This window comes from Rhizobium sp. BK512 (genome assembly GCF_014194915.1).
GTDB lineage: Bacteria > Pseudomonadota > Alphaproteobacteria > Rhizobiales > Rhizobiaceae > Rhizobium.
In genome coordinates, this window is sequence record NZ_JACIAS010000012.1 from 36,365 (window position 1) to 60,299 (window position 23,935).

Annotated in this window: 21 protein-coding genes; 6 read left to right on the top strand and 15 right to left on the bottom strand. The window is 58.4% G+C overall.

Going from position 1 to position 23,935, the window contains the following annotated elements; all coding sequences use genetic code 11:
• Nucleotides 1-801 precede the first annotated feature (801 nt).
• From FHX06_RS31850 to FHX06_RS31865, 4 genes are all read right to left on the bottom strand, one after another.
• Nucleotides 802-1,104, bottom strand: coding sequence for a hypothetical protein (locus FHX06_RS31850; protein WP_183882177.1), 303 nt, complete (start codon nucleotides 1,102-1,104; stop codon nucleotides 802-804).
• Nucleotides 1,101-3,782 (bottom strand): DNA ligase D, encoded by a 2,682-nt coding sequence (gene ligD / locus FHX06_RS31855; RefSeq protein WP_183882179.1) that lies wholly within the window; start codon nucleotides 3,780-3,782, stop codon nucleotides 1,101-1,103. The genes FHX06_RS31850 and ligD overlap by 4 nt, the downstream gene beginning before the upstream one ends.
• Nucleotides 3,783-4,913: 1,131 nt before the next feature.
• On the bottom strand, nucleotides 4,914-5,201 hold the full coding sequence (locus FHX06_RS31860; protein WP_210300682.1) for a hypothetical protein: 288 nt from the start codon (nucleotides 5,199-5,201) through the stop codon (nucleotides 4,914-4,916).
• Nucleotides 5,202-6,459: 1,258 nt separating this feature from the next.
• Entirely contained in the window at nucleotides 6,460-6,657 is a 198-nt protein-coding gene (locus FHX06_RS31865; RefSeq protein WP_183882181.1) for a DUF2934 domain-containing protein, read from the bottom strand.
• 558 nt (nucleotides 6,658-7,215) lie between these two features.
• Between FHX06_RS31865 and FHX06_RS36120 the strand changes: the two genes are divergently transcribed.
• Nucleotides 7,216-7,338 carry a hypothetical protein gene (locus tag FHX06_RS36120; RefSeq protein WP_281413474.1) on the top strand — a complete coding sequence of 41 codons (123 nt, stop codon included), beginning with the start codon at nucleotides 7,216-7,218 and terminating at the stop codon, nucleotides 7,336-7,338.
• A 243-nt stretch (nucleotides 7,339-7,581) separates the two neighbouring features.
• On the opposite strand, the gene FHX06_RS31870 is transcribed toward FHX06_RS36120, so the two are convergent.
• Nucleotides 7,582-9,435 (bottom strand): glycoside hydrolase family 15 protein, encoded by a 1,854-nt coding sequence (locus FHX06_RS31870; RefSeq protein ID WP_183882183.1) that lies wholly within the window; start codon nucleotides 9,433-9,435, stop codon nucleotides 7,582-7,584.
• 147 nt (nucleotides 9,436-9,582) lie between these two features.
• Nucleotides 9,583-9,957 carry an RT0821/Lpp0805 family surface protein gene (locus tag FHX06_RS31875; protein WP_312866614.1) on the bottom strand — a complete coding sequence of 125 codons (375 nt, stop codon included), beginning with the start codon at nucleotides 9,955-9,957 and terminating at the stop codon, nucleotides 9,583-9,585.
• 894 nt (nucleotides 9,958-10,851) lie between these two features.
• On the opposite strand from FHX06_RS31875, the gene FHX06_RS31880 reads away from it, so the two are divergent.
• Complete coding sequence (locus tag FHX06_RS31880; RefSeq protein ID WP_183882185.1) at nucleotides 10,852-11,304, top strand: DUF2383 domain-containing protein; 453 nt, start codon at nucleotides 10,852-10,854, stop codon at nucleotides 11,302-11,304.
• A gap of 785 nt (nucleotides 11,305-12,089) precedes the next feature.
• Here FHX06_RS31880 and FHX06_RS31885 read toward each other — a convergent pair.
• The 3 genes from FHX06_RS31885 to FHX06_RS31895 form a co-directional block, all read right to left on the bottom strand.
• Nucleotides 12,090-12,695, bottom strand: coding sequence for a L,D-transpeptidase (locus FHX06_RS31885; protein WP_183882187.1), 606 nt, complete (start codon nucleotides 12,693-12,695; stop codon nucleotides 12,090-12,092).
• 335 nt (nucleotides 12,696-13,030) lie between these two features.
• Nucleotides 13,031-13,774 (bottom strand): glycerophosphodiester phosphodiesterase, encoded by a 744-nt coding sequence (locus FHX06_RS31890; protein ID WP_183882189.1) that lies wholly within the window; start codon nucleotides 13,772-13,774, stop codon nucleotides 13,031-13,033.
• A gap of 606 nt (nucleotides 13,775-14,380) precedes the next feature.
• The gene (locus FHX06_RS31895; protein WP_112543225.1) at nucleotides 14,381-14,680 is read right to left on the bottom strand and encodes a hypothetical protein; all 300 of its coding nucleotides are present in this window, start codon (nucleotides 14,678-14,680) and stop codon (nucleotides 14,381-14,383) included.
• A 479-nt stretch (nucleotides 14,681-15,159) separates the two neighbouring features.
• On the opposite strand from FHX06_RS31895, the gene FHX06_RS31900 reads away from it, so the two are divergent.
• Nucleotides 15,160-15,474: a DUF982 domain-containing protein gene (locus tag FHX06_RS31900; protein WP_112543226.1), complete on the top strand. Its 315-nt coding sequence runs from the start codon at nucleotides 15,160-15,162 to the stop codon at nucleotides 15,472-15,474.
• A 923-nt stretch (nucleotides 15,475-16,397) separates the two neighbouring features.
• Here the strand turns inward: FHX06_RS31900 and FHX06_RS31910 are convergent.
• On the bottom strand, nucleotides 16,398-16,700 hold the full coding sequence (locus FHX06_RS31910; protein WP_018114145.1) for a hypothetical protein: 303 nt from the start codon (nucleotides 16,698-16,700) through the stop codon (nucleotides 16,398-16,400).
• The gene (locus FHX06_RS31915) at nucleotides 16,700-16,975 is read right to left on the bottom strand and encodes a hypothetical protein (RefSeq protein ID WP_312866615.1); all 276 of its coding nucleotides are present in this window, start codon (nucleotides 16,973-16,975) and stop codon (nucleotides 16,700-16,702) included. Before FHX06_RS31915 ends, FHX06_RS31910 begins: the two co-directional genes overlap by 1 nt.
• A 293-nt stretch (nucleotides 16,976-17,268) precedes the next feature.
• Between FHX06_RS31915 and FHX06_RS31920 the strand changes: the two genes are divergently transcribed.
• Together FHX06_RS31920 and FHX06_RS31925 are read left to right on the top strand one after the other, a co-directional pair.
• A complete protein-coding gene (locus tag FHX06_RS31920) occupies nucleotides 17,269-17,742 on the top strand; it encodes an Hsp20 family protein (protein WP_112543228.1) in 474 nt (157 codons plus the stop codon).
• Between the two features lie 904 nt (nucleotides 17,743-18,646).
• Entirely contained in the window at nucleotides 18,647-19,162 is a 516-nt protein-coding gene (locus FHX06_RS31925; protein WP_183882193.1) for a GNAT family N-acetyltransferase, read from the top strand.
• Between the two features lie 19 nt (nucleotides 19,163-19,181).
• On the opposite strand, the gene FHX06_RS31930 is transcribed toward FHX06_RS31925, so the two are convergent.
• The 3 genes from FHX06_RS31930 to FHX06_RS31940 all read right to left on the bottom strand — a co-directional run bounded on the left by FHX06_RS31930 (nucleotide 19,182) and on the right by FHX06_RS31940 (nucleotide 20,082).
• Nucleotides 19,182-19,355 (bottom strand): hypothetical protein, encoded by a 174-nt coding sequence (locus FHX06_RS31930; protein ID WP_183882195.1) that lies wholly within the window; start codon nucleotides 19,353-19,355, stop codon nucleotides 19,182-19,184.
• A gap of 129 nt (nucleotides 19,356-19,484) precedes the next feature.
• The gene (locus FHX06_RS31935; protein ID WP_183882197.1) at nucleotides 19,485-19,871 is read right to left on the bottom strand and encodes a YidH family protein; all 387 of its coding nucleotides are present in this window, start codon (nucleotides 19,869-19,871) and stop codon (nucleotides 19,485-19,487) included.
• 16 nt (nucleotides 19,872-19,887) lie between these two features.
• Nucleotides 19,888-20,082 (bottom strand): hypothetical protein, encoded by a 195-nt coding sequence (locus FHX06_RS31940; protein WP_112543230.1) that lies wholly within the window; start codon nucleotides 20,080-20,082, stop codon nucleotides 19,888-19,890.
• Nucleotides 20,083-20,247: 165 nt separating this feature from the next.
• Between FHX06_RS31940 and FHX06_RS31945 the strand changes: the two genes are divergently transcribed.
• Entirely contained in the window at nucleotides 20,248-22,533 is a 2,286-nt protein-coding gene (locus tag FHX06_RS31945) for a cation:proton antiporter (protein ID WP_183882199.1), read from the top strand.
• Between the two features lie 435 nt (nucleotides 22,534-22,968).
• On the opposite strand, the gene FHX06_RS31950 is transcribed toward FHX06_RS31945, so the two are convergent.
• On the bottom strand, nucleotides 22,969-23,331 hold the full coding sequence (locus FHX06_RS31950; protein ID WP_183882201.1) for a hypothetical protein: 363 nt from the start codon (nucleotides 23,329-23,331) through the stop codon (nucleotides 22,969-22,971).
• Nucleotides 23,332-23,935 lie beyond the last annotated feature (604 nt).

Consider the following 23,935-nt stretch of genomic DNA (forward strand, 5'->3'; position numbering starts at 1 on the left):
CATCGAAACAGACGCGCTTTGGGTGCTTGGACATGGCTTTAAGGTCGACGGGTTTTGCGCCAGTGGTCTGTTCAAGTTGGATGCGTGAGGTTCTTTCTGTCGAGGAGGTACAAAAGCTGTGCTTGCGGATCGATGCCGCTGCGTCTTCCAAGAGTTCGTTGATAGCGAAACGCAAAGTCAAGGCAGTGATGTCGATGTCAAAGACCTGATTGCTGCCTTTGAAGATGGGACTATCGCTGCGAAGTCCAGACTGGATACAGGCTACTGTCCTTACAGCGCCTCGAAGGAACCCTCCAGTTTCCTGGCCTGGTTGGCGGGCTTCCGGTGCTGTTCGGGTGCCAGCGTGAGCTAACTATCGGAGAGGTGTTGGCTGCGGTGGCGTAAAGCGGGACAGGATCACAGTGGACACGGAGCGAGGGAGCATGGCCGATACGACATGGCAGGTCTTGACGGTCGGCTATTCTACTTGGACCATCACCGAATTCGTGGAACTCCTGAAGGTTGCCGACAGGGATTTTGTGCAGCAAAGCTCGAATACGAAAGCTGCAAGCGGGTCGAATGCGGGCAGCGACTGGCCTGCCTTTGCCGGAGCACGGTCACGTTCGTCAGGCAACAGCCTGGGAAGGGCGACATTTGGAAATCGGCCGGTGCACTGGCAATCAAATGCTGTATCCGTTGGCTAGGCGAGATGGCGGCCCCGAAGCGCGAGCATCATGACGGCAACGAGGCTGGCTGCGTGCGGCAGCAGCGCCAGTGTCCATCCGCATTCTGACAGGATCAGCAACACGTCCGCAAACGGTATCAGGGCAATCGCGAAAGAGAAACGGTGGCGGCGGGCATCGAGATCGACGGGGCAGCCAATAGCCAGGAGCCGGTTGCGAGATCTCGCGCAGCTAACGCGCGCAGGAAGAGCGGGTCAGCAATACCGGTCATGGGCGCGGCAAACAGCAACGCGCCTATCGACGGTTCGATGAGAATGAGGATGCCGAGACCGAGCAATGCGAGGCCGAGTGCCCGCACCAGAGGCCTCCACCATCTCGATCGTTGCATGATGTTCGCCATCATCTTGGGATCCTCCTGCCGGTCGGCGACCGGGCCGCTCAAGCGGCCTGTCTCGTCGCCTTTGCCAGACGCTTGATCGCCTGCTCGAGAGATCGCTGCCCATCGCAATAGTCCTGCCAGGCATTCGTCTTGGCAAGCAGCGTCGGCACGGTGCGGATGGTAAAACGTTTCGGATCGAGATCGGTTTTGACCTGGCTCCAGGTCAGCGGCATCGACACCGTAGCGCCTGGCCGCGCGCGTGGCGACAGAGGAGCGACAGCGGTCGCCATCCGGTCATTTCGCAAATAGTCGAGGAAGATGCGGCCGTTGCGCTGGTTCTTCGCCATCTTGATCAGGTAAAGTTCCGGATTGTCGCGAGCCATCTGCAGGCAGACGTCATGGGCAAATCCCTTCGCATCGGCCCAGATCAGCTTCTTGCCTTTCGGCACGGCAAGCGGCGTGACGACGTGCAATCCCTTACCCCCAGTTGTCTTGCAGAAGCTGACGAGCCCGAGTTCTTCTAGTCGGTCGCGCATTTCGCGAGCTGCCTTGACAACGGTCGCGAAGGAGACATCCGGGCCAGGATCGAGGTCAAAGACAAGGCGGCCCGGTACTTCCGGCTGCCCAGGTTCGCAATTCCATGGATGCAGCTCGACCCCGCCGATCTGGGCAATGGCGGCCAGGCCTTCGATCCGATCGACCTGGAGATAGGGCTTCTTGTCGCCAAACACCTTGACCAGCTCCAGAAGATTCGAGGTGCCGGGCATCGCGTGGCGCTGGAAAAATTGCTCGCCGCCAATGCCATCCGGCGAACGGATTATCGAGCACGGCCGTCCCTTGATATGGTCGATCATCCAGGAACCGACCGCTTCGTAATAGCGGGCGAGATCGGCCTTCGACACCGGTTCGCCGTCGTTGGCGTCCGGCCAGAGCGACTTGTCGGGGTTGGAGATCAAAACGCCCATGACATCTTCCTTGCCACCTTTGCGGAGGGGCTTGGCCTCTTGTTTCGGCTTGGCAGATGTCGCTGGATCGGGAGTGCCTGCCTTATCGGGCGCGGCGGGCTTCTCGGCGACGACCTCCGTCGCAGGCTTGTCCTCACGAAGACCCTTGAAGGCCGCCTGCCGGACAAGCCCGTCGGCGGTCCAGCCGGCAAACTCAATCTCGGCCACCAACTCCGGCTTCACCCAGACAATCTCGGCGTCCTTCTTCGGCGCACCCATGCCGGTAAATGGCGATCGGTTCGTTTCCAATGCGCGCAGCTTGGGGAGAAGCGTCTCGATCTTGCTTGCACCATATCCCGTCCCGACACGTCCCACATAGACGAAATGGTCGCCCCGATTGACACCAACAAGCAGCGAGCGGAATTTGCCGTTTGTCTTTGCATAGGCGCCAACGACCACCTCGTGCCCGGCGCGGCACTTTGACTTGACCCAGGTCTCGGTGCGTCCCGATTGATAAGCAGCTTCGGCCTGTTTCGAGACAATGCCTTCAAGGGAAAGCTTGCATGCCGACCTTAAGACCGCGTCCCCGCCAGTCTCAAAATGTTCGACGAAACGCAGCCGCGGATCTTCGCCGGCGTCGATGAGCACTCTCTGCAGGCGGCTCTTCCGCTCGCTCAACGGACGCTCGCGCAGATCTTCATCGCCCTCAAACATCATGTCGAAGGCAAAGAACACCAGTTCGTCTGTTTTTTCCTCAGATAGCGCTGCCTGAAGTGCTGCGAAATCGGGTGCACCATTTTCATCGAGAGCGCAGATTTCACCGTCGATTATCGCATCAGGAAGACCCGAGGCGGATCGGGCGATTGCCGGGTACTTTGCTGTCCAGTCCAGGCCCTTGCGCGTCTTCAACGTAACGTCACCGTCATTGACCCGCATCTGGATGCGGTAGCCGTCGAACTTGATTTCGTGGATCCACCCGGCAGCGCCAGGTGGGCGCTCGCGTGTTTCGCATAGCTGCGGCGAAATGAAGTCAGGCATGTTTGACTTTGGTGAAATGGATGACTTTGCTACCTCTGTCGCCTTTGTCTGCCGTCTGGCTTTAGGGCCGGTGGCGCGCTCCTCGGCCGCCAGACCCCGGTCGCTGTCCCAGACCGCATCCGCCTGCACGTCAGCGCTTTCCACCATGAACGGCTTCGGTTTTCTTCCCTTGCCGGCAGCAATCGCTGCCATTGTCCGGCCAGAGGCGACCGAGGTTTCATTGTCGTCGAGCACGGCGGCGCCATTCTCCTCGACAGAAAAATCGTCATGATGCTTGATCAACAGCCAGTTGGTCCGTTTGCCGCCGTCACGGTCGTTGCGCATGCGCACCAGCACGAAGCTGCCACGAAGACGTTCGCCCTCCAGGGAAAACTTGAAATCACCTTTTGCCAGAGCTTGTTGCGGGCTCTTGTTGCCCTCCGGCTCCCAATAGCCGCGATCCCATAGCATCACCGTGCCGCCGCCATACTGGCCTTTGGGGATCGTTCCCTCGAAGTCCCCATAGTCGAGGGGATGGTCCTCTACCTCGACAGCCAGCCGCTTGTCTTGCGGATCGAGAGAGGGTCCCTTCGTTACTGCCCAGGATTTGAAGACCCCGTCCAGCTCGAGGCGAAGGTCGTAATGCAGACGCGTGGCATCGTGCTTCTGGATCACGAAGCGCTTCCGGTTCGATGCTCTCAGCTTGGCCTGGCCGCTCGGCTCCTGCGTCTTCTTGAAGTCTCGCTTTTGCTTGTAGGTCGAGAGCTTGTCGCTCGCCATCGTATTCCCCTTACGAATTCGTCGTCCGGCTCTAAAACGGAGGACAGATCGGCATGGATCGGCAAGGACAGCCAGGATCTCAACTGGCGCTTCGTGGCGACGAAGACTTGAACAGCGTCGTGCATCCCTGTCCGTTCCGGCTGACCGGCCGGCGACCTCGCTACCAGAAGCGTGCAAAGGTTGATTTTGTTCCGCTACAGACCGCACCACATGGTGATCCAAGCTCGCTTCGTTCCGCGATCCGTTCGTATTGTTACTCCTCAAGGTGAGCGAGGCTTCTCACAACAACAGCCTCTCGAAGAGCGGCCTGTCGTCGTCCTGTCGCACGAGAGGGTGCGTTCTTCGTCTATGATGATGATCAAGTGGCGGCCTCCACTTAAATGGGTACTTATCGAGTTCGTCGGGAGGCAACGCGCCGATCTCCAGAGGGAACGAGATGCGAGATGATCCTGCCTTTCGGTGAGCGTGGACATGACTTTCGCCCTCTTCTTGGCGGACGAGGGCGGCGCATCTCATGGCGCCGGAGCGGCGTGAATGGCTGCCGCAGGTCGTTGATGAACCGACCAACCGCCGGTACTTTCGCGTCCTCCAGTTCCCTTGGCTGGCCACAATCTGCATTCGCTTTTCTAAGCAGCCGGCCAACGGCCGAAAAAGCTCCGCAAATCTGGCGGGGCTGGAAACGCCACGCACCAGTGGGCTGATCCACCACCGCTGCTCAACCCAAAATGACCAAAGGTTGCGGGGGTGCAGAGATCCTGAATAGTTCGAATGAAAGATGCCCGCCACGGGGGAGACGTGCGCGGGCGAGGATGAGGCTACCAGACCAATCTCCAGATCATAGTGGCAAATCCATGGCCCTCGCAGAGCCGAGGCAGGCACGAAAGACAGGCCGGCCGCTTTGGGCGGTGATTATTTAACCGCCGACTGTCCAGCGTGCCATGTGGAATACGATCATCTTCAGGAAACTTGACCTGAGCTCGCTATTGACCCGGAACGACTGGATTTGCACCGGCTGCCGGTACCGCACCAGTCGCCTCCATGGTCTAATGCGCTGCGATAAGACAAGCTTGACTAATGCCCTGCTTTGCAGAACACGATCGCGCCCTCATCAGGGGCGCACCAGGAACGGAATTAGTCCCACAGGAAATCGGGGCCGGTCATCTGGTATGTGAGTTTCAGCGTTCCGTCAGGCTGTACGACGTAGCGTTCGAATACACGATATCCAAATTTGCCCAGGAATGAATTCTTCACCACGGTTCCAGGTTTATAGCGGGAGTGGACAACCTTGCCCCCGTAGGTGAGGCTGCCGGGAAGCGGTCGCATGCCAGCAGGCGAGCTTGTTGTCGGCTGCGCAGCACAGCCCGCGAGGCTGATTATGATCGCTGCGATCCCGCCAGATAAGCGTATGTCTTTCAGCATCGGTTGCTCCTTTTCTTATATGACTCACTCGTGGCGATCGCGTCCTGGTTCGCATCTGCGTACTGTCGTACCGTCGCCGTCGGGCTGACGGCGCACAGCTTTCTGCCGTGGCGAAAGGCACGGCTTTTCGATCGTCAATCTTCTTCTTCGCTCTCGTCCGGGACGAACAAGAAGCACGAGGATGAGTTCCCGTTACGATGCTTCGACTGGTGCTCCGCATGCTTCACCTCAAGTGCGGCTAGTCGCGGTATGCTCCGCCACTGGCAGCGAATCGCGTCCACAAAGCGGGTGAGGGCAGATCAACAAGTGAACCGCCCGTTCCTCGAAACGAATATCCCAGCGGCCAGTGCAAACTTCACTGAGGCGGGGACTAGACGCCTCTGAACTGATTATCTCCCAGGACCAATGTCTCCAATTGGAAGACAGCGTTCCTTCGTGGCGTCCGGTGCTCCCCTTCGCCACCGCGTCCGATGAGTTCGCGTTTCGTGCCTGAGCATCAGTGTCCATCCCGGATCTGAGACAAGCTGTTCGACCTTGTCGCTCTTTAAATCCGGCCCGCCAGCACTGTACGGAGCCGTACAGCATCCTTTCGACGCAAGACGAGTTTCCTTCTCATTGTCGGCCGCGAGAGACCATGCAAATGCTCCGCCCGAAAAGCCGAAGCTGGATCGGTTGCCTAAACCAGGGATGTGCGGATCGCGTTATTCAGGCGTCTTGGCTGGCAACGGACAAGCGCGCAAGACGAAGCAAAGATGCAAGCGGAGGATTATGAGCGGACCCTCGGGAACACCAGCCGCTCGTCCTATTGACCCTCTTGCCGGCATGGATTTCAGGAGAGTGACATGACGGACAATGACCCTTACGGATCAACAAAGAGGTCAACCGAATATGAAGCTCAAGGAAAGCGTGGGGGGCGAGCCGGGACAGCCCGCTCGCTCTGGGCAGTCGCAATCGCGGCCATTTTTGTGGGAGCCGTGTTTGCTTGGGTTGCGTTGCTGCAGGGTCAGCTAACCGACCCTGCTCCTGCAGGACCTTCTCAATCGAGGATCCCGTTGGAGGGAGGAGGCGCTCAGAACTGAGGCTGGGAACCACATTGGACGAACCACGATCCCTCAAACCTGGTTCGTTTCTGTGCGCAGTCGGCGTGCGGTATCGGCCCCCGCCCCTCCCGTGCCGTCGGCCGCAGCAGGTTCGCTCTCTGGATCTGCGAGAGTTCCTGCTGGCCCGCCGCGCAGCTTTCGCGTGGCAATAAACAAAGTCAACGAAGGATCGTCAGTCGGCGCGACCCTTCATCAGTCACTGCTTTCTTGGCGGGCAAGGGATTGGCCAAGTCATATTCGATTGAAGCTTGATCCCAATGATCGGCTTCGTGGCCAAAGGGCCGCCCGGCATGTTCCCATAGATCGTATGCCCGTCTAGCGATCCAGTCGTCACGACCCTGGTTGAGCAATTCCATCAACGTCTGGTCTTCTTTTTATCTCGGTATTTCCGATCGGCAAGAGCCTCTCCTTTATCGTGAGGCCGCGGAGCCAACTCTGTTGCTCGCTTTCCTCGATGGGGGCGCTAGAGGCTGGTATACTCTTCGTGCTTGTCTCCCATTGGTTTGACTTCTTCACCGGGATCTCCACCAGCTTTCATTTTTGTCGTAGTGACGTATCTATGTCAAACTTCCAGAGCCTGACCTTGGTTCCCTTCGAGCACACGCTCCAACGACCAATCGAAGCGCGCCCTGGGATCGCCTTGTGTGCGGTAACCAAGCTCGATTATAGCGGTCTTATTCATGGCAAAACCTCATATCCTGCCGAATAAAAACCCACGATGAGGGTGCAGGCCACAGCGCCGAAAGGGTGTTCCCTAATTCGGGCGCGGGCATCATCCACGAGGCCTTCGCTTCTTGCGCGCAGGACGCGGGCGGACGCCGAACCGATCTCGGCAACGCTCTCCCGCAGCCTGCGTACCTCGGCGCGGAGAGCTTCCAGTTCTTCGTCCGGCATACGCTCGCTGACACACGGTCATGACCTCGTACGCTCGCAAGAGCAAGATCGACAAGGGGAGCGTCATCGTCGCGAACAAGGTTGCCGGGTGGTGCGAACTGGAAGGGTCAGCTTGGGACGAAACGTTCGGCGATCGTGGTTGAGATGGCCGAGGAACTCTCTTCCGGGCCTTTTCAGGTTTATAGACGGGTATCGCCCGGGTGCTTGGTACCGTCCTGCTCCAAGTCAACGACCGCTGGAGCTTTGTCCATACGTGCGGTGAAATCGCAAAATCCATCGCCGCCAAGAAGCCGGGCGGTCCCCACGGAAACGCGACGGCCCCAAACGAAGACACCTCGCGTAGCTGCCTGGATTGCTGCACTGGCAGAGCGGCGAACCAGCGCATCTTACGGTCGCCATTCCTGATCGTTGCGCCGGTCAAGTTCGCGGTCGAGATAATAGGCTGCACTGATTAGGGCCAGATGCGTGAACGCTTGCGGGAAATTGCCAAGCAGATCTCCGCGAACATCGAATTCCTCTGCGTAGAGTCCGAGATCATTGGCGTAATTGAGGACGGATTCAAACACGCGGCGGGCCTTCTTCAGGTCCCCGGCTCGCGCAAGGCATTCAGCATACCAGAAAGAGCAAGCTGAAAATGCGCCTTCCCTGCCTCTCAACCCATCCGCGTTCTTGTAGCGATAAACCACGCCGTCATCGGCCAAGGTTTTTCCAATGGCATCGAGGGTCGCGAGCCATCGAGGATCCGTTGCGCTGACAAAGCGCACCAGCGGCATCAGCAACAGGGAAGCATCTAGACTATCTCCACCCCTGGTCTGGACAAAATGCCCTTTCTCCCCGTTCCAGAAGTTCGCCCAGATATCCTCGTATATATCGTTGCGGACATCGATCCACTTGCTGAAGGGCGCGGCAAGAGATCGTTTGCTCGCAAGTCGGATTGCACGGTCAACGGCAACCCAGCACATCAGCCGTGAATGGAGAAAGTGCTGCGGCTCGCGCCGCATTTCCCAGATGCCGGCGTCCGCGTCTCGCCAATGTTGGCAGACGTAGTCGATCACTTCGCGCACGCCGTTCCAGCCATCGTGCGAGATAGCGTGGCCGTATTTGTTGCTCAGGTAGATCGCATCCATTAGCTCGCCATATATATCGAGCTGGAACTGTTCTGCTGCCCCGTTGCCGATCCGCACGGGACGTGACCCTCCATAACCGGACAGGCTATCCAGGCTGATCTCGTCAGGCACCTGGCTGCCATCGACGGCATACATGATGTCGAGTTTGCCACCGGCGCCACATTTCATGGCGCGCTTGCCGATCCAGGAATTAAAGGCTTCAGCCTCCTGCCTGTAGCCGAGGCGCATTAAGGCATAGACGGTGAAGGAAGCATCGCGGATCCAGGTTGCGCGGTAGTCCCAGTTTCGAGTGCCGCCGGGCGCTTCCGGCAAGCCGAACGTTCCCGCAGCGACGATAGAGCCGTGACGCCGCGACGTCATCAATTTCAGCGACAGGGCGGATCTGATGACCATTTCCCGCCAGCGGCCACGATACGTGGATTTCGCAGCCCAATCCTGCCAGAAGGCGATGGTCGCATTTTCGAAATCATCGATCTCCGGGATCGCGATTTGCCCGTCATCGATGCTCGAAAGAATGAAATCGGCCGTTTCACCGGCCACGAGCCTACCGCTGGCGCGGACGGCGGTAGCATCGGCCGTGAGCGCCAAGTTCGCGGAGAGGCGGAAGCCTTGAGCTTGCGACGGCCGCCACAACGCAACGGTTTCGTCGACATCGGGCGCCACCGATTCGCGGGCGTAGTCGAAACGCGGTGCGCAGTGCATCGTAAAGAGAACTTCGCCACGTGTCGCCCGAAGCCGGCGCCCAACCGTCGTCGGACTATCGCTGTCGCTGTCCCTTACAGCCATGAAATCGGTCAATTCGGCACTTGCATCCTTGCCCATCCAACGCGTGAGCAAGACGTTTGTATCCGGGAGATATTGCTGCGTCACCCGCGCGTCCTCGATCTCGGGGCAAAGTTCGAAGACACCGCCGCGCTCCGGGTCGAGAAGGCCCGCAAAAATCGTCGGGCTGTCGAAATTCGGCCAGCACATGAAATCGATGGCGCCGTCCTTGGCAATCAACGCCATCGTGGCGAGATCGCCGATAACACCGTGATCCGAAATCGGCCTCGGCACAGTGACTTCTCTACGGGATTGCGGCGACAGGCGATCGGATTTCGTTCGCGGGTCCATGAAGTGCTCCATGCAAACCACGAGGAAACGCTTGATCGACCAGATGGGTCCCGGGATCGCGGCTCGATTCCGGGATTAAAAGAACGACCTGACCAAGTAGACAGTCATAGAGTGACCAGAGAGATTGGGCTTAGCTGAAATCGACCCTTATCGGTCAGTGAGTTTCCAACTGTCACCGGACGGGCAGGCAAAGCCGTTGAAGCGCGTTATCCCGTCGAGCGATTGCCGGCTGGTCACAAAACCGCGGCATCCATTCCGGCCGTCGATGCTGGCATCGATTTCTTCAATGACACCCACGCTGCCCGTTGACGGATTGGCCCAGGCCAGCGCGGTTGCGCCGACAGGACCACGTCCGACGGTATTTGCAATCACTGCTTGATCGGCCACCGGCGCAACCAGCGGCACCCGTGCGAGCGGCGTCTCAAGAGGCTCAACTTGTGAACATGCCGCCGGAGCCGCACCCATGGCCGTGATGAAATGCTTCGGATTCATCTGCTGGATAAATCGTTTCGCCTTCTGCATTGCACATCACTTTTATTGCGATGGCTTATGAGTAACCGACCACAACAGTCGTCGGCAATCTAGAAGATGACGATGACCTAACCCAATTCCGGTTGAGGTGTCGAATGTCCATGACCCAACACCCACAGCGATACGATCCGCGGGAGGCCCTGAACGAGAAGTAGCCCATGGTTACAAAATGTCGTTTGAAAAACGCCTTGCAGCGTGGTTGAGCTGGAGGTGCTTGGTGGGACCGCGCGGCCTCAGCGCGAACAGAGGAATGGGCGAGAACAGGCCCGCCACGCGATCCCGTCATAAAGACTTGCATACGATCAGTTTGTTCCGCAACGTCGATCGATTTCGCGACATGGTTGTCGATCAGGGCCTGGGGTAAGATGTTTCGCAGCGAGATCGGTGAGGGTGGCCGACTGTTAAACAGGTGCTTGAGCACTACGACCAGTAACGACGCTTGATGGACTTTCGCGCAGACGTCGGCGTGTGGAAAAGGACTTAACCTTCTTCAGTGTAGCTGTTTATAGGCTCGGCAGGCTGCTGGCGATGTTACCATGGAAGTGCGCCACGCGATGGCCGTTTGCCGGCACTATCCCTTTTCAGTTCATGAATGGTCGCCACAACCGAGGCCACGAACATTGTGGCAATCAGGGCGCTCAAGATTGTCAGCAGAACGAACATCGAGCCTCCTCTCGTTCGAGAAGATAATGGCTGCTTCACATATTTGTTCCCCTGCGCGTTTTCGCCTGTCGGTTCTCGGTTCGCCTTAATGATCGCGGGGAGTGGCGAGCAGTCACGTCGCACGAAGTGATATGCGTACGGCAGCGGACAGTTCCCCGAATTTGGGGAACATCGATGCCCCTCGACCATTGGTGCGGGGAAACATCGCAAAGAGGAAGCAACATGGTCACGATGGTCGGCGAGGAATCCAGTATCGAAGAGCTGGTAACGGATCTGATCTCTCTTGAGCACGACGCGATCGCTGCCTACGAGTCCTGCATGGCTCGGCTCGACAACAAGGAGCTCGGCGCACAAATCGCAATATTCAAGCAGGACCATCTACAACACCTTAAGGTGCTTACCGAGATGGCCCGCGAGTTGGGTGTGCAGGCGCCTACCGGAGGCGATTTGAAGAAGATGCTGACGACTGGCAAGATCGCTCTCGCGGAAATTATGGGCGATGCCGCCATCCTTAAGGCGATGAAAACGAACGAGGACGATACCGTCGCCGCGTATGAGCGTGCAATCCGGCACGAGGATGCCATCCCGGCCACGAAGGCGTTTTTCATGAGTGCCCACCTGGATGAGGAACGTCATCGGGCATGGATGAGCACGACGGCGGACACACTATCCTGACTGCGCCACTTCAGAACTATGTCCTATCGAGCCCGGGGACGGCGACCTGATCGACGTCGACCGCGGTCGTCTCGTTGCGGGACGCTCGGTCAGAATGACAGCGAGCACCATGTGAGCGCCAGCCTTGCCATGGGACCGAGCCTGGCTTACCCGTGCGCTGCGCGAGAAGGATAGACGGCTTGCCAGGTTCGTCCAGGCAGTTTTTCGTGCTCTGGTTCCGCGGCAGTAAAACGTCCGGCCGCTGCCGCTACAGAGCAATGTATCTGTCGCGACACCAATAGGGATGAACGACATCGTCTTCTTCTAGTGCCCCAAGGCCGTTTGCTGCTGGCGATCCTAGGGCGCCGGCTTCAAACCCTGCCAAGCAATGCGGGTCAAGGACGAAGGCATCGGCCCATCAGCGTCCTGTTAAGTTATGATCTCGACGAGGAGGACCTCCGGGATGGTCGCGAATTGAGCTGGGAAAACGATTATTACAATGTTCAACCTTTCATGGGCACCGTCGAAAAATTTATGGGCGACGGAGATAACCCTGACACATGCACGGAAGTTTTGAAATTTGGCTTGGGTTTTCGATGCGCGAACGGCCGTGTTTATCTCAACATGCGGGGCCGCCGACTCCAAACCAAGATTGTGATTGGGAGGCGCTAAGCTTGTTCAAACATATTAGGATGAGTTGGCCACTCTTGAGGCACGCTGCAGCCCTCCGTAAACGCAGTTCCTGGGACGCCGATCACTGAATAGGCGACAAAAGTCAATGTGGGGATAGCACCGGTTACGTAAGATCAACGGTGAACGATAACCTGTGTCCCCGGCTGCACCATCTCGTAGAGCTCCTCTACGTCTTGGCGATACATCCGAAAGCAACCGCTCGACGCGTTGGTCCCAATGGACGAGGGGTCGTTGGTTCCGTGGATGCGTAGCAGCCCATCGGCAAGATATATCGCGCGCGTGCCAAGAGGATTGTTCGGGCCAGGTTTGACGACCGCAGGCAGCTTTGGGTTCTTCTGACGCATGCTCGAAGTCGGTCGCCACTCCGGATGTTCTTTCTTCGAGACGACCCGGGTCGTTCCGTACCATTGTTTGCCTTCACGACCCACGGCGATCGGATAGACGTACTGCTCTCCCCACGGTGTGGTGTAATAGAGAGCGTGTTGACCTGTAACGATCACGATCGATCCTGTCGATCTGGTGATGGGCGCCCGGTTTGGCGCCAGGTTTCGGTAGCGAGGACGTGGCTCGTATATCGGCGGCGGTAGGTACGGGCTGTACGGCTCGTCGTATCCGTAGCCGCCATAGTCATCATATCCGTCGTAAGGCGCATACACCTGAGCGTCTGACGGAACGGCGCTCAGCAAGAGAGTGGCGACCAGAATAGCAAGAAGCCTCATAATCCTCATCCGCTTGTTAAACAAGCGCTATTAGGACGAGCTCTGTGGCGGGACTATGTCAGCGCCTTGCCACCTCCTGGACTGTTGCCTGGCGAAAGGATTGAACTCGAATCGGTCAGCACGCGAGCATGCCTACGCCTGTCTCAGCGAAAACGGCGAGGCGCGCGGAGGCTCTGGCAGAGGGAGCGGTCCGGCGCGGCTAATTAGGTGCATTCGTTCCTCGGATTTCACCGCGACCTTAGTACAAAAAGCCGATAGGATGTTTGACCGACGCTGTGTCGACACTCACCGCCCTGGTCAGCCAGATTGGCGCTGACATTTACGGATGTCTGTGCTCATGGTCGGGTGAGGAGATGCGGGTCGTCGAGCATGATCGCGTCCGGGTCTGCAATGGCGATTTGCTTCAATCCCTCCGCATCGACCAGGCCGACAGGGTAGCGCGGATACTCCGGCAAGGGCACATCACGCGGCTGCCCCACCATGACCGCAAGCCGCATGCCAGCGCCTCTGATCGAAGCCGCACGTCCCGGAGACAGTTCGCCCTGCCACAGACGAAACCAATTGGCGCGCGCCTGCGCGGCGCTTTGGTGCAGCTCCGGATCGCTTGCAAGCGCGAGTATCGCAATGTCGGCTGCGGTGTCTCGGGCTGCTTTGACAAGAGCGATGTCACGAAGTCCAAGGAGAGTGCGCCCAGCCGCGTCAGCGCGAGAGATTTCCGCGAGGATTGAAGGCAGATACGTCCTGTCCATCAGCTTCACATCAAGCAGCAATCCGAGTGGCGCGGAAGAAGCTATCGCCTCCGCCAATGTCATGATCGCCGGAACGAGGGATTTCAACGTGCGGAAATCGATCTCGGCCACGCTTCGTCGATCGCCACAGAGCCGCTGCAGGTCAGCGTCGTGAAAGTTCACGAGGATCCCGTCTCGGGTAATGCGTACGTCGGTTTCGATAGCATCTGCATTTGCCTTTTCGGCGGCGCGAAAAGCTGCCCTGCTGTTTTCCTGCGCCAGCAGGGCGCCGCCCCGATGCGCGATCACAAGCGGCTTCTTGAAGACGCCGAGCCAACGATTGACTGCCATTACAAAACTACCCTTGCCAAAATCTCGTGGCCTCTGTCACGTCCCGACGAACCACGCGTGGCTGTTATTGCCGATAAAGACTGCGGTGTTAAGATGATTGAGGTGCTCGTCTGTTGACATGCCCAACGCACCCGCCGTGAACGCGATATTCGGTTCGTGTGTTTCCTTCAATATCGTGAATGGTCGTGGCCGCGCCGATGAGGGAAAGCCGGGTATTGCGCATGTTAACCACGCCGGCCTCGGTAAGTTGGTCTTTCAGACGGCTGGTATGGGGAAAAATTACCGTTTGTTTCAGGGCATCGATATCATTCGTCCGCTATCGTACTGCCCAGGTCCAAGGCTTGTGGTATGAGGTCGGACCTTCCATATAACGCTTGCCACCCAACATCGCGCAAACCTCCGCAGCGGCATCCGCCGGTCTCTGCGTTGACGGTCTGCGCGGGGTGAGAGGGCCGCTCCCTTCCTCGAGGTCGAGCGCCCTCGGAAGATTTCGAGACGCTCGAGGTCGAACCGGCAACGATGGTGGTGTCTTGTTCTGACGCCATCTTATGCCGCGCAGGTGCGAGCAGGTGAACTCCTTTTTTCCTTTTCTTTCGGGCTATCGCTCTAGAGGCGGTCTATATGCGTCGCTCTGACGACGATCTCCTGTTGGCGGAAGCGAAGTTCCAAATCCTGGCGGTAAGAATGCCACCACGCGTGATCGATGTCGCTGGTCATGACCTCAACCACAACGATATGGTCGCGTTCAAGGTAGCCATCATTCTCCCAGATGCCTTCTGCTGGGGCGTTAACATGGAGCGTCGCTCCACCAAACCTCTCGGTAAGTTCGTCGCGCACCGTCTGAAGATTTGTGCGGCTTCGACGCGAGCGTATGATGGGCAGCAGGATCTCGATCAAATAAGGCATGGTCCCCCCAACCACGACGCAAGCCCGTGGTTCCCGACCGCTGGCACCTGAAACCCCAAGGACGAGCCAACGCTGGCGCGGGCAAATGTCATCTGGGCCGGCGAGGAAAGAGCAGGGTGTCGCTTGTTTGCCTTGGCGCCGAACGCTTGAGCAGGCGGTGAGCAGCCGACAGTTGTCCTCGTCGACAACATGTCCCTGATGGAGTTGATGTTACGCCGAGGATCACCGGCTTTGTTGAAGAACCGGCTATCCGCGGTGATCTCGCCCAGCCTTACGCCTTGATCGCAGACTCAGGTTCGGAACAGCCGCGACGATCGGTTGACCGGTATCGAGACAGCCAGGACCTAGTCGCAAGGTTGCGTCAGAGGCTCCAACGGGTTTCCTGTAACTCTCTCAGCAAATTAACGTTGTTTTAACTATGTGACATACGCCGCTCGTATCCTCGTGTATAAAGTTACTTTCAATACATGGGTGAAGGCATGGCAGCGAATAAATATTCGGCCTTTGCGCCGGTCGGACTGAAGTTTCGCGACGAGCGACCCTTCGTTGTCCTTCGCACACTGGCCGATGTGGCGCGAATTCTCATGCAGGACTGGCCCCTGGACGACGGCGAGGACTATGTTGTCGCCATCAAAGCCTGCGCCGACGCTCTTACCGGCGCAACGAGCCCGGAGGAGCTGACACAGGCGCTGCTTCTCGCGGCCAAGGAAGCCGATATCTCCGCGTTCGCCCTGGTCCACGACAGAAATCTGGAAGAAGCCTTTTCGGGCGACCGTCTAAGCGTGCAGGGCTGATAAGCCCTTTGGGCTATCGCCGCTTTATAACGTTGTTGACACTTGCCCGGGCGTGGAACAAATAGGAAACATTCGAGATGACAGAAGGAGGCCGCGATACTCGACAAGATTCAACAGCGCGCCAAAAGAAAGACCGCGTTCGACGCATGGTGGGAGCTTCAACCCCTCAAGCTTCGCCAAAACAATGATGTAGATTTCGCGCGGCGCTGCTTTCGCGCCGGACATCAGGTTGGCGCTCGCCCGCCAAAAACGAAATACACGTTCAAGACCGGCAAATTTCTGGTCTCAGTCTGGGCCCCGACCATAAGGGAAGCGCGCAAGGCGGCTCAGATCGAACTGAATTTTCGCGTCGCCGCGGGCGGAGGAATACCGCCAAGGGCTGGCTGGAAGCTCATCACGGTGAAGGCCGGCGATGCCTGAGATTCATCCGCTCAAAAGGCTACGGTCTTGGACGGTAAGAGCAGCGGCCGCCCAGGGACAAATCATTGTCGTCACCTGCGACTTCTGCCGGGTCACTCACAATTACCTACCAGGTGATCTTGAGACGCTGTGTGGAAACCTGTCCCTCGACCGGCTGCTCGGCAGGTTCAAATGCGAAGGCTGCGGCAAGAAGATATATCTGCGAATGACCCTTCACATCCCGCATGGGAGCGAATTCGGCTCCATGAAGATCCGGCGCCTGACGGGCGTGCGCACGCTCATTGTCCCGGTATGGTCGGAAGACATCCTGCGTTAGCGCATGCCTTTGGAACCAACGTCCGCGCAAACTGCTGAATCCGATTTTGGCGTGATCGCGCTCAAACGATCGCCGGTCGAGCTCTCCGATCGAACCGCACTAATCCACGGCTCTCAGGGAGGCCAGGAACACTGACTGCCATCATGTAGGCGAACTATCTGCCAGCCGCCGCGTCGCCTCAGTACTTTCAGTGAAAAAGACCTTGGCGAGCCGACTTCTCCACCAGCGCCTCGGCGGTTCCGATCAAACGACCAGCCCTCCCTAAAACAAGCGCACCTTGATCGCCGAACGCGATCTCTTGCGATATCGCTTCGATGGTGCGCGCCACGTCGCCAAGCTTCTCCGCCAGCTCTGACAGCTCGGCGCGTTGGGCCTGGCGTGCGAGGCGATGAAGACATTCGGCATATCTGGAGGCCACCATCATACGTGCGCCTATCTGGCAGGCGCCTTCGGAACTGGCTGTCAGCCTACCTTTCTGCCTTGTGGTCATCACGGCCTCCATGCATGTTTGCGGCTGACATCAGCCGCGCCGTCCTGGCCCCACATATGGTCGTCTACAGCCATCAGCGCGTCGAGGATATCCTGGCAGCGGATAGGCTCTCTGACGCCCGGGGGCAGCCGAAGGTCGGGCCGCGAATCCACCGCGAAGAGATCTGACGCCCAGGACGCCAGAATGGCTCGCTTCTCGCTCTTATCAAGAGCTGTGGCGAGCACGTCACGCGGGTGGTCGTAGCGCTGCTGCGTGTTGAGACGGCGCGCAGACACCGCGTCGCATGTTGATGCTTTTCGAGATCTGTTCCTTTCGATTGGCATGTCTTTGCCTCCTAAAAACCTTCAGCAAGGGAGTGAAAATCTCCAGGTGCAAATGAGATTGTTGCACCAATTTCGCCGTTCAAGGGGGGCAAGCCAGCCAGCAGAAAATTTTTCGGCTAGGGGTCTTGAATCAGAAAATCGGGCAAACCAGATCAATTTGCGTCGGCCGCCTGATGAGGGGTCGACAGGGCGGAGCCGACGGAATCGGCTCCTTCATTCCAACTCGCTTTACGGAGGTTTTGGTCATGAGAAACGAATTCGACTTCGCACCCTTGTTCCGGTCCAGCATCGGCTTTGATCGGGTCTTCAATCTTCTGGCAAACTCCCAGCGTTTGCAGTCCATCGAAACCTGGCCGCCTTACGATATCGTCAAGAGCGGTGAGGACAGCTATCGCATTCAGATGGCGGTCGCGGGCTTCGGAACGGAAGATCTCGATATCATGCAGGAGCGTAATGTCCTGGTCGTGAAAGCCCAGAAGGCGGAGGAAGCCGGTCAAGGCGAATATCTTCATCGCGGCATCGCAGGACGTTCCTTCGATCGTCGCTTCGAACTTGCCGATCATGTGCGCGTGGAAAGCGCTGGCCTCAAGAACGGCCTGCTTACCATCGAGCTGAAGCGGGAGGTTCCAGAAGCTATGAAGCCGCGAAAGATCGCGATCGGAGGCGGCGGAGACACGCAGGCGCCCCTCCAGATCGAGGGTGAAAAGAACGCAGCATGATGTTGAAGGGGCGCCAAGGCGCCCCTTCTTCCCGAGGCTCCTCAAATGTTTGTGTGCACTTCAGTGTAAGTCCCAGTGCGTTGCAATTGCCGTGCGAGTGCGTAAATCGAGCACGATTTCGGCCCTGGCGCGCGGGCCTAAAGCGAAATGTTGCGATGGATCGATCAACATCTTAAACCTTAGCTTGGCTGGACCATGCTCGTGGAGGATGTTGACACGGGGCAATGATCTCAACCTGGCACTGCGCAACGCAAGTATTACTGGCGTGTTCTAGTGTTCCGAAAGCCATTAGGTTTATCAACGCAGCGAGCCGACCGATGATATTATCGACCTGGGTTTGCGCAGCCATTCGTGAAAAAAAGGCCTGCCGGGGTGGTGGCAGGCCAAGTTCTCTGATTGCGGGAACGGATCCCACACGTGTTTGATCATGATTCTAGGCAGGCGCGGCGCTTGGTGCGCTATCGTACCGGCCTAGGCCGGCTCGGAATGGTCGTTTTCAAGAGCTTGGCGCACGCACCGCATCTGTCCACACCGAGCTTGCGCTGCGTGACAGATGGAACGTAATGACAACCTTGGAAATCCGCCGGTCCTTCCGGCGGGTTTCAGAAGAACAGCGGGTTAGTCAAGGAGCTGCTCTTCAGCTGAACGTTAAGAGCGTTCAGCAGCGGGAGATCTAAGGGACAGGCGGCGTTTTCCAGCAGCTCCAGAGGAAAATTCAGCCTAGGTAACGGCCAACAGTTCCAAATTCTCGCCCGCTCGATCGGCTAGCCCAGGCGTCAACCAGCACCAGCGACGGACAGTGGCCCTGGCTCCGCTCACGTCTATACCAAACTCGCGGACCGTTGGCGAGTGCGGAACCAGGACTGCTTGTCGAGCTTTCTGTTCCCAAGAAAGGAGAGGCACAATGGCTAATCCCTCGCAACCACTGGAATCCATGCGCGCGCATCCCGAGCATGACGGGATTATTGCCACGCACTATCTTGCTATCTGGGAGAGCTACGAAACTCCTTCGGAGAATTTGCTTCCGAACGCTCGGGACATCATCCTGGATTTTCTCAAAGTCGGGCGCGCTCAATTCGCACTTGCCAGCTTCATCGCTTTCGATGGCAATGCTCCGGTGGGATCCGTTTCCTGCCGACTGAATACCAAAAGCTATCCAGTGGTCTTAAAACCGCAGTATTCGAAGGAGGGATATCTCTGGAGTGTCTTTACCGATCCTGCCTATCGCGGAAGAGGCGTAGCCCGTAAACTCGTTGGGATGGCGGTGGAGCACCTGGAGAAGCACGGATGCACCTCTGTCGTCCTTCACTCGTCGCAGGCGGGCAGACCGCTCTACGCCGGGATGGGATTTGAACTTACCACAGAAATGCGTCTGAAGTTCGAGGCCGCCTTGGCGCTCTCGACTCAGGCTGCGGACTAGAGGTCGGCGCGCTATTACGTCACCCTGCAAACCACCCGGGCCGGCGTTCAGGAATGGCATTGGCGAGCGCTTCCCGGACACCCGCATGATCGAGATTCGTGCCGTAAAGCGGCGTGTCGGGCTGCTGGAGCCACGAGTCCGCGAGAGCACCGGCCTCTACGCCGTCGAAGCCGATATCGTCGATGATCTTCATTCGTTTAGCCTTGGCGGCCGAAGGCGATGCGGCCTGGATACCCGTTTCATGGCCCCGTTTCTGGGCAGCGTTTCCTTTCTGTCTTACCGCGGTGCGGGCTCCGGCGGCAACAGTTGTCGAGCGGGCGTGCTACTGGCTGATCGCCCCGGATCGTCCGAACCAGACGCCCACCAATGCTGCAAGCGATACTATGACCAGAAAGCCGCTGACGACCAGAAGCACTGTGCTCGGGATCTTCCTGACATCTGGTTCTGGCGGTGGCGGGCCAGGGCGGAACTCCCTGATTACAGCGACGATGAAGCAGAAGGCGCTGAACAGGACGAGAATGGTGCCCGTCGTCACAATAAGGAATTCCGGTACGACCTCGGCGAGAAGGGCTTTTGCGCCAATTCCACTGGCGAGCGCCGTTAGTCCCGTTCTCATCCAAGCTGCATATGTTCGCTCCGCAGCGTAGACCGTACGATCTGCCGCAAGCACGGTACGCCTGTCTGGACCTTGGGTGTCTTTTTCGCTCATGGCTCCGGCGGAGCCTCTATCCAAGGGCTACTTGCGACGCGGTTCGCGTTACGTCGCCCGGTCGGTGGCGGGCTGTTCGCGACGCGGCAGCCAGGAAATGATCGAGATCGACGCGATCGGCGCCGAAGCGGACGATATAACGGAGAGCCTGCTCCGGGCTTATCTGATACTTCTCAGCAAGCTCCTCGGTCGTGTATTCACCTTCATTCATAGCGTTTCTCCTTCGTTGAGAAAATTCCTCCTGGTTGAATGGGTTCCCTGGAACAGCCTTCCCAGCATGTGTTGTGAGCAAGCCTGTGGGCAGAGCCTCCCGTAGAGGGAACACAAAGGCGCCCTGTTTGTTTCGAAGCGACAGCCACCATCGGAATTCTCACGCATGACAATCAACGCAAAGCCCGCGCAGTTCCCGTCCCGGAAGCTGCCGGTAATCACGGCCTGGCTTCTCATTGGCTGCTCTCTTCCGGCCTGTGCAGCCGAAGGCCAGTCTTCAGGTCCCTCAGACGCTCTCTTTCTTGTCCAGATCGTCGTCCTGGTCGTCGTCGGTAGATTGTTCGGCGAGGCGATGGTGCGCATCGGTCAGCCTTCGATCATGGGACAGATCATCGGCGGCATCCTGCTCGGTCCTTCGGTATTCGGCTTTCTGCTCCCCAGCGCCCAGTCGGCAATCTTTCCTGACATCGACACGCAAAAGGCCATGACCGATGCGGTGGCACAGCTCGGCATTTTGTTTCTGCTCCTGCTCGCCGGCATGGAGACCGACCTTTCGCTGGCGCTCCGGCTTCGCCGTGCTGCAGCCGGCGTTTCGCTGACCGGCATCGTCGTGCCGTTCACGCTTGGCTTCGGCCTCGGCGAATTCCTGCCCGCAAGTTTGTTGCCCGACCCCGACGCAAGACTTGTCACATCGCTTTTCCTGGGTACGGCGCTGTCGATCTCCTCGGTCAAGATCGTCGCGACCGTCGTTCGAGAAATGGACTTCATGCGCCGCAATGTCGGTCAGCTGATTGTCGCCTCCGCCATCATTGACGACACAATCGGATGGGTGATTATCGCCGTGACCTTCAGCCTTGCGAAGGAAGGTGCCGTCGATCTCGCCACGTTGGCCAAGGGCGTCATCGGCACTATCCTTTTCATGGCCTTCTCCTTCACGATTGGTCGACGCCTGGTCTTCGAGATTATCCGCTGGACCAATGACAGGTTCAAAAGTGATCTTCCTGTCTTGAGCGCGATTATTGCAATCATGGGGGCAATGGCGATCGTCACCGACGCCATCGGGGTCCACACCGTGCTCGGCGCTTTCGTCGCGGGCATTCTGGTCGGCCAGTCGCCCATTCTGACCCGTCAGATCGAGGGGCAGCTCAGGGCGCTGACAACGGCTCTCTTCATGCCGGTCTTTTTTGGCCTCACTGGCCTCCACACCGATCTGAGTGTTCTTACCGATCCCTCGATAATGGTTCTGGCGGTCGGGCTGATTGTGATCGCCAGCCTAGGAAAATTTGGAGGCGCCTTTGCCGGGGCCAAATTCGGAGGCTTTTCCACTGCCGAGGCTGTCGCGCTGGGATGCGGCATGAATGCTCGCGGTTCCACTGAAGTCATCGTCGCGTCGATCGGACTTTCCGTCGGTGTGCTCGACGAGCGGCTTTTTTCCGTGATCGTCGCGATGGCAGTGGTAACGACGATGGCCATGCCGCCAACGCTGCGCTGGGCGCTCGCGCGCCTTCCGATGCGCGAGGAAGAAAAGGAGCGCCTCGAACTCGAAGCGTTCGAAGAGCGGAGCTTTGTATCGCAATTCGAGCGGATCCTGCTTGTAACCGACCACTCCGCAAGCAGCGATCTGGCGGCACGCATATCCGGGCATTTCGCGGCCCTGCGCAAAATGCCGGTGACGGTTCTCGACATCGGGGAGGAGGACGAGACTGCGGCCGATTTACAGGAACGGGAAAGAACAGACGCACCGCGTGCGCACCAGATCAGCGAGCGCGTGAAGGAAACCGCCGAGATGGCTGTCGAGACGCAGGAAAAGGGTGCAGAACTGGGTCAGGACAACCCAATCCATGTCTCTGTCCGCGACAGGGACGGCAAGCTGGCAGACGTTCTCGCCGAAAGTGCCGACAAGGGACATGACATCATGTTTGTCGGCATCCAGCCAACGAGCGGCGAAAGCGCCCACTATAGTGAAAAACTGTCGGCGATGATTGATGCCTTCAGCGGTACGACGGCGATCGTCACGTCCCGCGGCATGATCGCAAGAGAGGATCGAAACTTGCGCATACTCGTGCCGATCAGCGGCACCGAACGCTCCTTGAGGGCTGCGGAATTCGCGCTCGTCATCGCAAAGGCCACCGGCGCCGCGACGACTGCGGTTTATTTCCGCGACCCGAAGGAGGCCGTCTCGCCCTCCCGTGTCAGTGACACCGGCAATGCCCACAGAGCCGCTTTCGAACAACTGGACCGGATTGCATCCTTCTATGAGGTCGAGGTAGAGAAGGTTGCACCTCAGGCTTCCGTACCGGAACTCGCCATTCTCAGGCACGCCCGCAGCGGACGTTTCGATCTCATCATTCTCGGCGTGAGCCGTCGCGCAGGCAAGGAGCTTTCTTACGGAACTGTTGCTGATACACTGGCCGGAACCGCCGACCGCTCATTCGTCTTTGTCGAAACATAAGTCCTCGGGTTGGGCGAATCGGTTCACCCTTGGCTTGACGGCAGGAGCATCAGCGAGCGCGCCAGGAAAGCAATCGGCCGCAACTCAGGCGTGTGCATCTTTCCCTCGGCCGCGAGATCAAAGGTGCCCGACACAGCGAGATTCAGAGGATCGTCGCGGTCGCCTAGGACTGGTGCTGACTCGCGCGGCAGGACCAGGTTCGAGCGACAACGATGAAACTGTCGGCGAGAAACCTGCCGAAATATCTTTTGGCTAGTCATTCGCGGCGATCTGTGCGGGGAGCCTGGCTTTGGGAGCCGGTCCAGTGGAGGTGCAAGCTCCAACTAACCGCGGCGAAGCAAGGGGCGTGTGGTGGAAAGTTTGGTGATCGCACTCCCCGTGCGGGGAACATAGTCTAAGACGTGCAGGCCCGGTGGCCCGACAACTCGGCGTTTTTTATGTGACGCGTCGCGTCATCGCGATTGAGCGCGCGCAAGAACCTGCAGGCCTGTCGACGGGCGGCCAGCGACGACCAATATCACCGCAAGGGGCGGCGCGAAGAGCTCGGGCCTCCGCCAATCGGGAGCCAAATCTGAGTTCATGTCTGCCGCCTTCCGTCACGACGAGAACAGGCGTGCCGGACAGGCTAATTTCCTTCACCATGGCGTCCGCTTCCAGCCGACCAATGAGCGAGGCCGAAAGACGCTTGTCGCCGACGATCCAGCCCTTGCCGACGCGTCGCTGTCGGCGATATCTCGCAATCGCCCTAAGAGCGTCAAGTTTCGCTCTGGACAATGTCTTCGGTAGTTTATTGTGCATGGAGCGTCCATTTCTGCTGACAGTAAGTTGTAAGTTGGTGATCGGGGATCGGTTCCACCAGAGGCAACACGTGACGCCATAAATTTGTCGCGCCCGGCAATGATGGTTGGTCTTGGCGACGCAGAGTATTCCGTCTGCCCCTCTTTTCGGCACGATCTTCCGGGATGCGACCCCAGGTCGACCGACCCAGGCTCGCGAGATGACGGCTTGCCTACATCACAGCAGGTGAGCCTCGGGCTATAATTCTGCTCGTCGCGACCTCTGAACGGAGCGTCCAGCTGCGGACCGCTTAAGCAACAATGATTGCCCTGGATCATTGAAATCCCGTCGGCTCGGACCATTTTCCTCGTCAACGCGCGCCATCAGCTTAAAGCGCTTGTGACCCGCGCGAGCCTTGGCCGGATCCTCAAATGTTTTGGATTACAATATTATCAGCATTCGCGGGCGCCTGGGCCTGCAGAAAGCACGTCACCCGGCTATTCACCAGTCCGCATGCCTGGGCAAAGGCGGACCTGAAGCGGCGGGCCAGGAAAGCTGGCGCCCGCACCGAGACCCTTCCCGAGACGGCTTGGGACGAGCTGACCAGTCGGCTTATCGTGATCTC